15 protein-coding genes and 2 pseudogenes are annotated in these 14,033 nt (G+C 63.7%); 11 read left to right on the top strand and 6 right to left on the bottom strand.

From position 1 onward, the window contains the following. Positions 1-43 precede the first annotated feature (43 nt). The 11 genes from lgt to AC1AYD_RS02125 all read left to right on the top strand — a co-directional run bounded on the left by lgt (position 44) and on the right by AC1AYD_RS02125 (position 7,471). Positions 44-985, top strand: a complete 942-nt coding sequence (gene lgt / locus AC1AYD_RS02175; RefSeq protein ID WP_476501689.1) for a prolipoprotein diacylglyceryl transferase — start codon at positions 44-46, stop codon at positions 983-985. A gap of 75 nt (positions 986-1,060) precedes the next feature. Further along, positions 1,061-1,729 (top strand): ribulose-phosphate 3-epimerase, encoded by a 669-nt coding sequence (gene rpe, locus AC1AYD_RS02170; RefSeq protein ID WP_476501690.1) that lies wholly within the window; start codon positions 1,061-1,063, stop codon positions 1,727-1,729. 68 nt (positions 1,730-1,797) lie between these two features. Next, the gene (locus AC1AYD_RS02165) at positions 1,798-2,061 is read left to right on the top strand and encodes a phosphoribosyl-ATP diphosphatase (RefSeq protein ID WP_034528235.1); all 264 of its coding nucleotides are present in this window, start codon (positions 1,798-1,800) and stop codon (positions 2,059-2,061) included. 58 nt (positions 2,062-2,119) lie between these two features. Continuing rightward, a complete protein-coding gene (gene hisG / locus AC1AYD_RS02160) occupies positions 2,120-2,971 on the top strand; it encodes an ATP phosphoribosyltransferase (RefSeq protein WP_476501691.1) in 852 nt (283 codons plus the stop codon). A 61-nt stretch (positions 2,972-3,032) separates the two neighbouring features. Beyond that, the gene (locus tag AC1AYD_RS02155; RefSeq protein ID WP_476501692.1) at positions 3,033-3,683 is read left to right on the top strand and encodes a CDP-alcohol phosphatidyltransferase family protein; all 651 of its coding nucleotides are present in this window, start codon (positions 3,033-3,035) and stop codon (positions 3,681-3,683) included. Beyond that, on the top strand, positions 3,680-4,669 hold the full coding sequence (locus tag AC1AYD_RS02150; RefSeq protein ID WP_476501693.1) for a DUF881 domain-containing protein: 990 nt from the start codon (positions 3,680-3,682) through the stop codon (positions 4,667-4,669). The genes AC1AYD_RS02155 and AC1AYD_RS02150 overlap by 4 nt, the downstream gene beginning before the upstream one ends. Further along, on the top strand, positions 4,669-5,001 hold the full coding sequence (locus tag AC1AYD_RS02145) for a small basic family protein (protein ID WP_101623019.1): 333 nt from the start codon (positions 4,669-4,671) through the stop codon (positions 4,999-5,001). Before AC1AYD_RS02150 ends, AC1AYD_RS02145 begins: the two co-directional genes overlap by 1 nt. Position 5,002: 1 nt before the next feature. Further along, positions 5,003-5,848, top strand: coding sequence for a DUF881 domain-containing protein (locus tag AC1AYD_RS02140; RefSeq protein WP_476501694.1), 846 nt, complete (start codon positions 5,003-5,005; stop codon positions 5,846-5,848). A 6-nt stretch (positions 5,849-5,854) separates the two neighbouring features. Further along, positions 5,855-6,292: an FHA domain-containing protein gene (locus AC1AYD_RS02135; RefSeq protein WP_476501695.1), complete on the top strand. Its 438-nt coding sequence runs from the start codon at positions 5,855-5,857 to the stop codon at positions 6,290-6,292. Positions 6,293-6,343: 51 nt separating this feature from the next. Then, positions 6,344-6,994, top strand: coding sequence for a MerR family transcriptional regulator (locus AC1AYD_RS02130; protein WP_476501696.1), 651 nt, complete (start codon positions 6,344-6,346; stop codon positions 6,992-6,994). A gap of 105 nt (positions 6,995-7,099) precedes the next feature. Further along, the gene (locus AC1AYD_RS02125) at positions 7,100-7,471 is read left to right on the top strand and encodes a hypothetical protein (RefSeq protein ID WP_476501697.1); all 372 of its coding nucleotides are present in this window, start codon (positions 7,100-7,102) and stop codon (positions 7,469-7,471) included. A gap of 349 nt (positions 7,472-7,820) precedes the next feature. Here AC1AYD_RS02125 and AC1AYD_RS02120 read toward each other — a convergent pair whose 3' ends face one another. From AC1AYD_RS02120 to AC1AYD_RS02095, 6 genes and pseudogenes are all read right to left on the bottom strand, one after another. After that, positions 7,821-8,540 carry an HAD hydrolase-like protein gene (locus AC1AYD_RS02120; RefSeq protein ID WP_476501698.1) on the bottom strand — a complete coding sequence of 240 codons (720 nt, stop codon included), beginning with the start codon at positions 8,538-8,540 and terminating at the stop codon, positions 7,821-7,823. 92 nt (positions 8,541-8,632) lie between these two features. After that, positions 8,633-8,977 (bottom strand): RNA polymerase-binding protein RbpA, encoded by a 345-nt coding sequence (locus AC1AYD_RS02115; RefSeq protein ID WP_034528258.1) that lies wholly within the window; start codon positions 8,975-8,977, stop codon positions 8,633-8,635. Positions 8,978-9,103: 126 nt separating this feature from the next. Next, on the bottom strand, positions 9,104-11,713 hold the full coding sequence (locus AC1AYD_RS02110; protein ID WP_476544608.1) for a DEAD/DEAH box helicase: 2,610 nt from the start codon (positions 11,711-11,713) through the stop codon (positions 9,104-9,106). Positions 11,714-11,721: 8 nt separating this feature from the next. Beyond that, a complete protein-coding gene (locus AC1AYD_RS02105; RefSeq protein ID WP_476544607.1) occupies positions 11,722-12,036 on the bottom strand; it encodes a hypothetical protein in 315 nt (104 codons plus the stop codon). A 47-nt stretch (positions 12,037-12,083) separates the two neighbouring features. After that, positions 12,084-13,199, bottom strand: a pseudogene (locus AC1AYD_RS02100) (helix-turn-helix transcriptional regulator); the annotation flags it as partial. 86 nt (positions 13,200-13,285) lie between these two features. Continuing rightward, a pseudogene (locus tag AC1AYD_RS02095) lies at positions 13,286-14,000 on the bottom strand (helix-turn-helix transcriptional regulator); the annotation flags it as partial. Between the last annotated feature and the right edge of the window lie 33 nt (positions 14,001-14,033).

The raw sequence follows: 14,033 nt of genomic DNA, 5'->3' as shown, positions 1-14,033 counted from the left end.
GGATCCACGGCGCGCCCGTCGTAGGATGAGAGCGATGAAACCCATGAATCTCGCATACATTCCCTCACCGACGTTCTCGAAGTTCCAGATCGGACCGGTGACCATCCGCATGTACGCGGTGTGCATCCTCATCGGCGTGTGCTTCGCCGTGTGGATCCTCACCCGCCGTTGGAAGCGCGTGGGCGGTACCTTCGACCAAGTGCTCGACACCACGCTCGTCGCCGTGCCCTCGGGGCTCGTCGGCGCGCGCCTGTACCACTGCATCACCACGCCGTCCGCATACTTCCCGCCCACCGGCAGCCTCGTCAATATCCTCAAGGTGTGGGAGGGCGGCATGGCCATCTTCGGCGGCATCGGCGTGGGCGCGCTGGCCGCGTTCCTCTGGTGCCGCCACAAGCGCTACCCGTTCGCCCTGCTCGCCGACTGCCTCGCCCCGGGGCTTCTCGTTGCGCAGGCCATCGGCCGTCTCGGCAACTGGTTCAACCAGGAGCTGTTCGGCTGGCCCACCACCCTGCCGTGGGGACTGAAGCTCAACGATTCGGCGGACGCGATCGGCAGCACCGAAGTGTGCTACCAGGGGACCGCATGCCCTTCCGGCACGCTGTTCCACCCCACGTTCCTGTACGAGATGATCTGGAATCTCATCGGGGCCGCGCTCATCGTATGGATCGGACGCAGGTTCGCCGACCGGCTCAAGGCCGGCCAGCAGTTTGCCATGTACATGATCTGGTACGGCCTCGGCCGCACATGGATCGAGAACGTGCGCATCAACTACTCCACCGTGATCCTGGGCCTCAGGACCAACGTGTGGACCGCCATCCTCGTCTTCCTCGCCGGATGCGTCCTGTTCGCCGCGCTGCACCGCGTCGGACGGGAGACGTCGACGCTCGCCGCCCGTCTCACCGCGGTCACCGCGGACGAACTCGAACGGCAGCGCCAGACCGAGGAACGTTCCGAAGACGAACGCACGAGGAACGACGACTGAACATCCGCCCCGTCCGGCGGCGCAACGCTCCCGGACGCCGGCCATAGTCCCATTTGATGGATAAGGTATGGAACCATGAAGAAGATTGAAATCGCCCCCAGCATCCTGTCCGCCGACTTCTGCAACCTTGAGCGCGACCTCAAGGCGATCGCCAACGCGGACCTCGTCCACGTCGATGTGATGGACCATCACTTCGTCCCGAATCTGACGCTCGGCGAGCCGATCGTCAAGCGCATCTGCGAGGTCACCGATTTGCCGGTCGACGTGCACCTCATGATTGAGGACCCGGACCGCTGGGCCCCCGAATACGCGCGTCTCGGCGCCTCCTCCGTGTCCTTCCACATGGGCGCCACCCACGCCCCGGTCCGTCTCGCCCGCCAGTTGCGCGACATGGGCTGCAAGGCCTGCTTCGCCGTCCGTCCCGCCGAGCCGGTCGAGCCGATCTTCGACATCCTCGACGAGTTCGACATGATTCTCATCATGACCGTCGAGCCCGGCTTCGGCGGCCAGAAGTTCCTCGACAACCAGATGTCCAAGGTCCGTCGCCTGCGTGACGAGATCACCCGCCGCGGCCTCGACACCAAGATCCAGGTGGACGGCGGCGTCAGCCCGAAGACCGCGCACATCGTGGCCGAGGCCGGAGCCGACGTGCTCGTGGCCGGCTCCGCCGTGTACGGCGCCGACGACCGCGCGGCCGCCATCGACTCCATCCGCGAGAAGGCCGCAGCCGCGTACCGCGACTGAGCGTCGACACGCACGGTTTTCCCGCGGGATTCCATATTCCGAAACCAAGAAGAAAGCATCACAGACACATGAAGACGTTCGAATCGCTGTTCGCCGAACTGAGCGAGAAGGCCAAGACCCGTCCGGAAGGCTCCCTGACCGTCGATGAGCTCGACAAGGGCACTCACTTCATCGGCAAGAAGATCGTCGAGGAGGCCTCCGAGACCTGGATTGCCGCCGAATACGAGGGCGCGGACCGCACCGCCGAGGAGATGAGCCAGCTGCTCTACCACGTGCAGGTCATGATGATCAAGCACGGTCTGAGCCTCGAGGACGTCTACAAGCACCTGTGACTGTTTCTGCGGCGCGGGCGATATAGCCCGCGCCGCATCCATGACTAAGGGGAAAACCATGCTGAGAATCGCCGTGCCCAACAAGGGCATGCTGTCCGAACCCGCCTGGAACATGCTGGCGGAGGCGGGCTACCGTCTGCGCACCAACTCGCGTCAGCTCGTCGTCGAGGATCCGGACAACGACATCGAACTGTTCTACCTGCGTCCGCTCGACATCGCCGTGTACGTGGGCCGCGGCACCATCGACTGCGGCATCACCGGCCAGGACCTGCTCAAGAACTCCGGCACCGCCGCGCTCGAGCACATGCCGCTCGGCTTCGGAGCCTCCACGTTCCGCTTCGCCGCGCCGAACGGATCCTCCTTCTCCAAGCTGGAGGACATCGACGGCAAGCGCGTCGCCACCTCCTTCGACAAGCTCGTGCACGACTACCTCGTCGACCACGGCATCAACGCGGAGACCATCCATCTGGACGGCGCCGTCGAATCGTCCGTGCAGCTGGGCGTCGCCGACCTCATCGCCGACGTCGTGTCCACCGGCACCACGCTGAGGAACGCCGGCCTGCGCATCTTCGCCGACCCGATCATGCACTCCGAGGCGTGCCTCATCCGCTCGCCGCGACTGGACGAGAAGGACGAGCGCCTGACCATCCTGAGCCGTCGTCTCGAAGGCGTGATCACCGCGCAGCGCTACGTGCTCATGGACTACGACATCCCCGTGTCCAAGGTCGCCGCCGCCATCGACGTGACCCCCGGCTTCGAAAGCCCCACCATTTCGCCGTTGCACGATAAGCAGTGGAACGCGGTGCGCGTCATGGTGCCCAAGGCGAAGGTCAACCAGCTCATGGACAAGCTGTACGACGTGGGCGCGCGCGGCATCATCGTGACCGCGCTGACCGCGTCGCGCATCTGACCCACGCGGGCGACGACGCCATAATCCCCATACGACCAGAGGCAAACGAAACACCGACAGCATGACCGAACGCAACACCAAGTCGACCTACAGCCCGGAACCGCGCGACATCTATCTCACGATTCCGAACCTGCTCAGCCTGTTCAGGATCATCTCGATTCCGTTCATCGCATGGCTGATGTCGAACCACGAAATGGTGAACGCCCTGATCGTGCTGGCGGTCTCCTCACTCTCCGACGGATTGGACGGCATCCTCGCCCGCAGACTCAATCAGGTGAGCAAGATCGGCCAGATTCTCGATCCTCTGGCCGACCGCTTGCTCATTCTCTGCTCGATCATCGCGCTCGGCGTCGCCGGTATCATCCCATGGTGGATGCTCATCGTCATCGGCATACGCGACCTGTTCATGGCCATCCAGGTGCTGTGGCTCGCGCAATACGGTTATGGCCCGCTGCCCGTGCATTTCGTCGGCAAGACCGGCACCGCATTGCTCATGATGGCGATCGTCTCGCTCACCATCGCCGACCTCGGCACCGGGTCGCTGTTCCGTCTGCTGCATCTGGCGGCGCTGGCCACCGGCATCTGGGGCGTCGCCATGTACTGGCTCGCCGGGTACATCTACTTCCGCCAGGGAGTCACCGTGCTGCGCCAGGAGCTGCCGCAACGGCATGAGCAGCGAGAGCGCGAACGGCGTGAGAAGGCCCGCGCATGAGCGTGGACGAGCCGGTGCCGGCATCATATCCAGCGGGGAGAGGAACGGACGGAGCGCCGACAAGGCGTCGTCGTTCGGCATTCTCCCACGCGTACGGGGGACTCCTATCCCACCATACCGCCCAGGCAACGGCTCCGCTGAGCGAGCGGGAACGCCGCCGACGCATCCGCCAGGACGATTCCTTGAGACTCATCGACGATCTGACCAACCGTCCGCTCGACCCGATCTATCTCGATTCGAACCTCGCCACCCACCGCGAATCGCCGATGATGATGTGGGTGACGCGCGTGGTCTGCTTCATCGTCTGCATCGGCGTCGGATTCCTCGGCAGCCTGTTCGTGCAGCAGCTCCATTCCGATCCGCGCAAGGCGGTGAGGGCGTCGCTCGCCGCCGAACTCGAATCCTCGCAGAAGAACGTCGGCAAGCTCACCGGCGAGGTGAACACGCTGCGCGGCCAGATCGAACGGCAATCGAAACGTCTCGACGTCGCCGGCTCCACGCAGACCGTGTTGGACGACGAGATGGCCAGCGGCCAGGTGAAGGTGACCGGCGAGGGCGTCACGCTCACCGTATCCAACCCGATCGCCGCCTCCAATGGCTCCACGAACGGCGCCACGCCGCGTGAATCCTCCGGCGGGCATCTGCGCGTCGTCACCGACGCCGACCTGCAGCAGCTCGTCTCCCTGCTCTGGCAGTCCGGTGCCGAGGCGATCGCGGTGAACGGGCATCGGCTCGGCATCCAGACCTCGATCCGCACCGCCGGCGGCACGATCCTCATCGGATTGGACGCGGTCGACAGCCCGTACCGCATCGAGGCCATCGGGGACAGGACCGCGCTGTCCCAGGTCGCCGATCCCGACAGGCTTGGGACCCTGTATGACGCCTACAAGGACGCCGGCATCACCCTGCAGATGAAACAGTCGAAGTCGATTACACTGGAAGCGGCCGTAGTCGGAGACATCAGCTACGCGAGGAAGGCGAAGTAATGGCAGCAGTGCTCGGACTGATCATCGGCGTGGTGATCGGCGTGTTCGTCCAACCGGACATTCCCGTATGGATACAGCCGTATCTGCCGATCATGGTGGTGGCGGCGCTTGACGCGCTGCTCGGCGCCGCGCGCGCCTATTTCGAGCGCCGCTTCTCCGATCGCGTGTTCATCATTTCGTTCTTCGCGAACGTCATCACCGCCACGCTGCTCGTCCTGCTCGGCAACCAGCTCGGCGTCGGCTCGCAGCTGCAGACCGCCGTCATCGTCGTGCTCGGCATCCGCATCTTCTCCAACGTGTCCGCCATCCGACGGTTCATCTTCCGAGGCTGACATGGCGAGACGAAGCAGGAAACCCGCACGGAACGGCGGGAACATCATCGGCGAGATGAAGGCGCGCGACGCCGCCGAGAAACGCAACGATTCGTTGGAGACCGGATCGTTCCCCCAGGTCGGCAAACGTCGGGACGGCAAACGTGAGCTCGGCGGGGCCGGACTGAAGACCAAACTCGCCTCGACGCTGCTCGTCGTGCTCATGTGCGCCCTCCTCGGCTTCGGCTACATGACGCAGATCAACAACACGCAGTCCACCTACGAGACGATGAGCGAGGACGAGCTCGTACGCCTCATCAACGAGACCAGCACGCAGGCCACGAACCTCGAACAGCGCAAGAACGAACTCACCAGCCAGCTCACCAGCCTCAAGGCCGCCGCCGACCAACGCGACCAGGCCGAGAAGATCGCCAAGCAGAACGAAGAGACCAGCGGCATCATCTCCGGTAGGCTGCCCGCGCAGGGGCAGGGCGTGATCATCCGCATCACCAAGGGCACGAAGCAGAGCATCGACGCAGCCACGCTGTTCACCCTCATCGAGGAGCTGCGCAACGCCGGCGCCGAAGTCATCTCCATCGGAGACGTGCGCGTCGTCACCTCCACCTCGATCGTCAAAGGCGACGATGGCAAGCTGCAGTGCGACGGCGTCACGCTCGACACGCCGTATGTGGTGCGTGCCATCGGCAATCCGGGGGACCTGCAGAACGCGGTGAACATCGCGGGCGGCATCGGCTCCAGACTCAAGGTCATGTACGGTTCACGCGTCACCGTCGAACAATCCGACGACGTCGTCATCAACGCCGTGCGCGGCGAAAAGCAATATAAGTACGCAAGGACGGTAGAATAGGAAACCATGACAGAACCAATTCCCAGCGCAGGCGAGACGACCATCATCGGTCTGCCCGCAATCACCATTCCCGTAACCGCGACCGGCGACCGTCCGCTCACCACGGAGGATCTCGACACCATCGCCCGACTGTCGGAGGGCACGGCGCTGCTGATCTCCACGCGAGGCGCGGTGTCCGGCTCCCGTTACCTGCTCGATGAGGACGAGGTGACGGTGGGGCGCGACCCGCGTGCCGACATCCTGCTCGACGACTCCACGGTCTCGCGTTCACACGCCGTGTTCCGTCGCACCGGGGGAGTGTTCACCGTCGTGGACGCCGGTTCCCTGAACGGCACGTACGTGAACCGCCAGCGTGTCGACCAGGCCACGTTGAAGAACGGCGACGAGATCATGATCGGCAAGTTCCGTCTCGTCTTCTTCACGAAGTCGGCCGTCATCTCCTGACGATGGTCCACAGGGCGTAGCCGGGCACGGGAACAAGCGAGGGGAGTGACGATGGACGAGGATGATCGTCGGCTTCATCTGCACGTGCGACTCGAGGATCGTACCGATCTCAATGAGGACGCCGTACAGGGGGAACTGTTCGCCACTCCCGACGACGAGGACATCATGCGCGGCTACCGTGGCTCCATCGCATCCAAGATCGCCGGCATCACCTACCGTCAGCTCGATTATTGGGCGCGCAAGCAGATTCTGGAACCGTCGATTACGCCATCGCACGGTTCCGGATCACGCCGTCTCTACTCGTTCAAGGACGTCGTCATCCTCGCCGTGTCCAAGCGTCTGCTCGACGCCGGCGTGAACCTGCAGAACGTGACCACGGCGATCAGCTTCCTCACGCAGCGTTCCGTCGGCCAGCTCGAGCACATCACCATCATGTGCGACGGTCAGCACGTGCACGAATGCACCACCAGCGAGCAGATGCTCGACCTGCTGCAAAGCGGCAAGGCGGTGTTCGCGGTATCGGTCGGATCGCTGTGGCACCAGATCAGAGTGGCGTTGGAAGGGGAGGACTACGTCGATCTGACGAAGGCCCCGGCCAAACGCTCCACCGGTCGCCCCATCGATGATCTGACCGCTGCGCGCATGCGTAGGAAGATCCAGGAGCGGCGTCTCCAGCGGGAGCAGGAGTCCGCGCGGCGCTGAAGCCGTCGTATACGTAGTGGAGAATCAATCTGGCATGACTACGTTATGTCAGATTCGTTGTATTTCGGAGCCGATACCCGGTATTACGACATTCAGGGGGGCCTCATGGTGGACATCCTTCCAGCGGCGCTGTGGTGCGTCGACGTGGTGCTTTCGCTCAACATCATCGTGATCTGCCTGCGTCGAGGCGGCCTGCTGAAACGGTATGCGGGCGGCGTGGCACGGGTGAGCTGGCCGGTGACGATCGCGCATGTGGCATCGGCGCTGTTGGGGTTGACGCCGTATCTTGCGTTCACCTGGTTCGCCGATGGCGGATTCGATCCGGACGTACGTGATTTCTACGTCAGGTACGGTTGGCCGTCCGCAGCCGTGGTGATCCTGCTGATTCTCGTGCAGCTCGTATGCCTGTACCTGCAGGCGAGACGCGCGATGATGAGCGAGATGGATGCGCGGCTGCACCGCGCGAAGCGGAAGTGATCGGGGGAGCGTCCGACGGGGGCGACAATTGGGGATTGCGGCATGAATGTCGGATGATGAGGCATGCCGGGGTACACGCGTACATTGCTAATCTGACATAACGTACATTATCGGATAATTGAGAATAGATATATTGCGGTGCCTTCGCAGGCACACGCCCGCCCGTATATACCCACGGATACGCCACGCATGCCGCCTGTCGCACCCGTGGTCCCCGTTTCGCCTTTGTCGTTTCCCTATTCGTATCGTACCGATTGTGATTTACGGCGCTATATGAAACGACGCGCGTGAATATTCAGTCGACTGTATATTCGGTTGAATATTCACGCGCGCCGTCCAAATAATGAACTTACTTCGCGAAGTACTCGTTCACTGCGTCTCGCAATTCGGACACGTGGTCGATGATGCGGTAGCATCCATGTTCGGCCAGCTCGCCGGGTTCGGCGTAGCCCCAGCCGCAGCCCAGGCAATCGAGCCCGCACGCCTTGGCGCCGTCCGCATCGGTCCAACGATCGCCGACCATCAGCGCACGGTCGCCCGCGGCGGCATCGAAACCGATGTTCTCGAAGCAGTACCGGATGACCTGGTCCTTGTTGATGCGCGAGCTGTCCTTGCTGGCGCCGTAGATGCCGGACACCAGCGGCGTGACGCCGAAGCGTTCGCAGATCGGCTTGGCCTGGTACTCGGGCTTGCAGGTGGCGACAGCGAGATAGTACCCGTCCTCGTCGCGCAGCTTGATGAGCTGCTCGGCGATGCCGTCGAACAGCTTGTTGACGTAGCATCCGGAGACTTTCTCCCCCGGGTTGTTCGGATCGTCGAACACCTGCTTGTTGCCGTAGTAGTCGCGGTAGGTCTCCACGGCGAAGTCGAGCCTGTCGTCGGGCACGTGGTTGAGCGTGAGCGACGTGCTGATGGCCGGACCGACGAAGCGATGCAGCGTCTCGTCGTCGGGCACCGCCATGCCCAGCGCCTTGAACGTCTCCGTGACGGCGGCGAGGATGCCGGGTGCGGAATCGGTAAGCGTGCCGTCCAGATCGAGCAGGACCACGTTCTTCGGATGTTCGGCCATTGGTGTCACTCCCCTTGTTGCTGTATCGGGTTTCTACGCATTATGCCCGGTCGAGTTGACCGGGCATGAAGTTCAGGTGTCGTTCACCTGCATCACTCGTAGTCGGGAATCCAACCTTCGCGATGCATCTTGAGACGCTTTTCCAGAAGCTCCTTGAGCTCCTCCTCGCTGCGGCGTTCGAGCAACATGTCCCAGTGGGTGCGGGTGGGCTTGGCGATTTCGTTGGCGGAGGCGTCCTCGCCTTCACGGTGGGCGGTGGAACCGCAGCGGCACTCCCACTCGTCGGGAATCTCCGCGCCTTCCGCGAACGGCAGGATCGTGCGATGCCCGTTCGGGCAGACGTAGGCGACTTCCTCACGTGCGGCGAAATCGACGTTGCTGTCGGATTCCAGCGATTTCGCACCGATGCTCATACCACGCAGACTGCGTTCGGCCATAGTACGGGTTCCTCCTTGTTTTTCGACATATCCACATTACGCAACAGTTCGGACGTGGCGGTTATTCCATGCCCATCGCGACACCGCGTACATCGCGGGCCGGGCGCATGGCACCGGTCGTACCCGTCAGTCGACGCCCGAGTACGCGACGACGCCGCGGTTGACCATATCCGCCGCGAGACGCGCCCGATGCGCGAGATCGGCGTGCCCCGTACCGATGTACGGTTCGGCGGACGCGATCTGGTGCAGGATGTCCACCAGACGTTTCGCGTTGCGCACGAAATCGCCGCCGGTGAGTTCGGTGCCGTGCAGCACGTCGGCGAGGTCACGGCCGTCCGCCCACTCATACATGACGTCCAGGATTCCGGCGTCGACATCGGGCAGCGGGTCAAGTCCATGATCCTCGCACGACATGTCGATCTGGTCGCGCAACGCCTTGAGCTCGCCCGCCGCGACGGCGATCGGACCATGGATGGAACCGGGATAGTACCGTGGTTCTCCCCCGCCGCCGCGTCTGGCCTCGTAGACCAGCGAGGAGAGGACCGCGGCGAGTCCCGCGGGTGGCAGCAGGTCCAGCGCGCCGGTGAGGATCGCCTGGGCGAGCACCACGTCGAGTTCGCTGTACAGGTGACGCAGCAGCTGGCCGCTTTCGGTAAGTCTCAAATCGCGACCATGCGTCGAACCGGCATCGACCTCCTCGAGATAGCCGAGCCCGGTGAGGATGTCGCAGATGCGGTCGAACTGGCGTGCGACCGAACCGGTGCGTGAGTCGTACCGTTCCCTGACGCGTTTCAGCTCGCGCATCTCGCGCATCCAACGATGCCCCCATTTGAGATGCTGCTGCAGATCGGGGCACTCCCGGCACGGGTGATGCTGATCGGCCCTGCGCAGTTCGCCGATGCGGCGGTCGAGATCACGGAACGCCTCGGACCGCTCCTCATCGGAGCGGAACACGGTCCGCTTCAGCCGGTTGCGTTCGGTCTTCTCCAAATCGCTCAGTCGCATGCGCAGATCCATGAATCCGCGGAAGTCCCCATGGTCGCAGGCGAACGCCTTCTCATACCCTTCGATGGCGTGTTCGAGCGTGTCCATCTGCGATTCCAGCTGCCACGCGGAGGCGTTCGCCTCCCACTGCGCGAACGAATGGTCAAGCGTCACGCGCGAGGTCTCGTAGTCGCTGGAGTTCAGAAGATTCACCGCCATGTTGAACGTGGCCTTGAAGCTGGAGTGCAGCGGATAGACGCGCTTGCTGGACAGCGCGGCCGCCGTGGCCGGCACGAACCCGTGATGGTCGACGACGATGGCATGGCCGATGGTGTCGATGCCGCGTCGTCCCGCACGGCCGGTCAACTGGGTGAACTCCCCCGGCGTCAGCGCGACGTGGCCGGTGCCGTTGAACTTCTCCAGCTTCTCCACGACGACGCAGCGGGCCGGCATGTTGATGCCCAGAGCCAGCGTCTCCGTGGCGAACACCATCTTGACGAGCCCCTCCTCGAAGAGCCGTTCGACGATTTGGCGGAACAGGGCGATCATGCCCGCATGATGCGAGGCGAAGCCCTCTTCGAGCGCGAACCGGAACCGGGAGAAGCCCAGCGCCTTGAGATCGGCCTGGGAGAGCTGCCCCTCCACCATTTCGTCCACGATGTGGCGGATGCGGTGCATTTCCTCTTCGGTGGTGAGCTCCAGACCGGCGTTGATGCACTGTTCGACCGCCTGATCGCAGCCGTTGCGGGAGAAGATGAAGTAGATGCCCGGCAGCATGTCGAGATAGTTGAGCTCGTCCACGACCGCCCAACGTCGCGGCACGTGGCGTTCCGGCTTGCGCGCGGGCGCGCCGTTCCGGCCGCGTCCACCGCGTGGATCCCCCCGGCGACCGTGCCTGCGCGGGCGTTCCTCGCCTTGGAGTCGCGCCGCGATGCGGTCGAACTGGTCGAGTCTGTTGGCGAGTTCCGGGTTGAGTTTGGGGGTCTGGTCGCCGTCGCCTCCGCGACGGTACAGGTCGATGATCTCGGGTTCGGTGCGGTCGTCCTTCTGCACGATCACATGCTGTTCCAGCGGCACGGGCCTTTTCTCGGATACGACGAGTTCGGTCTCGCCACGCACCGAGGAGATCCACTGGCTGAAATCCTCCACGTTGGACACCGTCGCGGACAACGCCACGATGCGTACCCGCTCCGGCAGATGGATGATGACCTCCTCCCACACGGGACCGCGGAACCGGTCGGCGAGGTAATGGACCTCGTCGAGGATGACGTAGCGGAGCGCGTCGAGCGTCGTCGAATGCTCGTACAGCATATTGCGCAGGACCTCGGTGGTCATCACCACGATGTCCGCCTCCGAGTTGATGGAGGTGTCGCCGGTGAGCAGGCCGACGCGATCCGCGCCGTAGACGTCGACGAGGTCATGGTATTTCTGGTTGCTCAGCGCCTTGATCGGCGTGGTGTAGAACGCCTTGACGTTATGCTCCTGAGCGAGGAAGACGGCGAAGTCCGCGACGACGGTCTTGCCGGCTCCGGTGGGTGCGGCCACGAGCACGTTGCGGCCGGCTTCGAGGGCTTCGTTCGCCTGCTTCTGGAAATCGTCCAGTTCGAACGGCAACGTGCCGGCGAACCGTGCGGCGATCCCCGCCTGCCGCTGTTGCCGCTTACGGAACGCCGCGTATCGGGCGGCGGGCGATGATGCCCGTCCGGCGTCGTCGTTGCGGCTGACGTGGTTCGTATGGTGCTTCGAGGCCATGATCGTGTCTACAGAGCGTCCTTCCATCGCTTCCATGCCTGCACATGACGGTCACGCGTCGCCTGACGGCGCGCGATGACTTCGGCGTGGGCGTTCTCATACCGTTCGGCCGCGACCTGCAACGGCTGGGTGAAGATGGGCTTATCGTCTTCGGAGGAGATTTCGGCCGGCTCTCCCATGGTGGCCAGCCGATCAGTCACCTGCTCCCCCGTGCGCGAGATGGTACGCAGGGCGGCCATGCCATGACGGAATGCATAGACGCCGCCGATGACGATCATCGCGAGCATGAACAACACCAGCAACAGCCAAACCCACCAAGGCATGGTGACTCCTTCCTCCGTCGCGCCGTCATAGCGGCATAGCGTCCGCTTCAGACCGTGTCGCCGTCATGCGTGACGACGCTCAGCTCCCTTTGCGCACGCGCGATGATCATCGAGCGAAGCGTCTCCGGGGCCACGGCCACGATATGGCGTGCATGCGCGATGCAGAACGCCACGAACCATGAATCCGAGGATACGATGAGGTCGACCTTCTCGCCGTCGCCGTAGGGCTCCACGGTGGCGCCGGGAAGGTTCTGCACGAATCCGGAGTCCTTGGCATCGGTGATGAACGTGGCGGCGGTGCCGTTGTCGAAACTCCACTTGCGAAGCTCGCTCAACGGCATCTCCGGAATGTCGAGCGCCGTGGTCGGTTCGACCAGCTTGGCCTGTTCGATGCGGGCGATGCGCAGCACCTGCCATGTGCGGGGCTTCCCGTTCGCCCTGTTGACGGCCGGGTTCCTGAGCACCAGGTTGAGCTTGTCCTCCGGGGCAGCCTTGGACACGTCCGTCCAGACGGCCACGTAGTACACGCCTTCATCCACGTAGATCTTGACCGGTGCGACCAACCGGCGGCGCGTGTTGCCGGCGCCGTCCGTGTAGGTCATGTCCAGCAGCGAGTTCGCGTTGATGGCGCGCTTGACGGTGCCGAAGTTATGGGGTTCGAGCTCGTATCCGGTCAGGCTCAGCCATGGCGTCTGCCCCGGCTTGACGTGCTGATGCAGACGATGGTAGAGGTTCTCGGCCTGGGCGCGCTGCTCGTCCGGGAGCAGCGGCGAATGCGCGAGATAGCTGACCGATGCGGTCAGCATGCTCAGATACTGCGGCGAAATGCCCGCAAGACGTTCCAGACCAAGCGAGTTCGTGGCGGAGACGATGCCTTCGGCGTCCAGCAGGGACCAATCGATGTCGAAGAACTGGCTGCCCGCCATTTCGCCGTCGTCGGAGACCGTGGTGAGCGTGTTGATATCCTTGTGGATCACGTTCACGGACTTCTTGAGCTCCTCGGGCGTCTTCGCCTTGCCGATGAACCGGATGGCCAGCTCCTCGAGCGAGAACTCCTCGCCGAGATGGGCGGAGAGGAACAGCATGAGCCTCAGACGGCGGTCCACCTCGCTGCCGGTCTGGAACGAGGCCTTCTTGCCGTGGGACTTGCCGCTCTCCTTCTCATCGGGATCGGCCGCGTCCGAACCTTCCCGGGATTCTGCCGCGATGGAGCCGTCGCGCATCACATCCTCGACGGAACGCATGTCCTCCGCGGCCTTGAGACGGCGGTGGAACGCGTCCGCGGCCTCCTGCGGGCTCACGATGGAGGCTCCCGGATGCTCCAGCACATACATCGCCAAATCATCGGAATCGGTGTACGCGACGTTGATGTGCTCGCCGTCCACGTCGATGGTGGCGGCGAAGCGACGGGAGTCGATGACCTTCACCAGCGCGTCCGGGATGGTCTGCGTGCCGAGGCCCGGGGCGATCGAATCGAGTCCGAGGCCGGGAATCGGGGTCTGCGGCACGCGTGGAGCCGTGCGCGAGGCGTGGGCGTTGCCGGACTGCTGCTCGTGGTCGCTCGACATGGACATGGAGCGGGCGAGATAGTTGGCCGCCGCGAGCACCGACATGTCCTCCGGCTCGAACCTCAGACGAATCCGAGGTTCGTCGCCGAGCTGGAGACGATACGAGGCGAAGTCCTGCCCCTCCGATTTGGAGGAGTATTCGGGCTGACGGGACTCGATGGCGATGCCCATGGCGGCCAGCTTCGCACGGTCGCGTTGGAACTGCTTCGCGAATGCCGCCTTCGCCGCCTGATCGGCCAACTCGCCGTACGAGTCGGCATACGCCTTCACGCGCTGTGCGATCTGACGTGAGGTGAGCCATTGCGGGAACGCGGATGACAACACGGCCAACACATCAAGCTCATGCTTGCCCCACTTGTCGGAAAAACGCCGCCTCCCGGTGCTACCCTCTGCCATTAGTCCTCACGTATCGTTAAGGTTAAATCTCAA

The organism is Bifidobacterium sp. LH_426, assembly GCF_056356875.1.
This window is presented reverse-complemented; position numbering and strand designations above follow the sequence as displayed.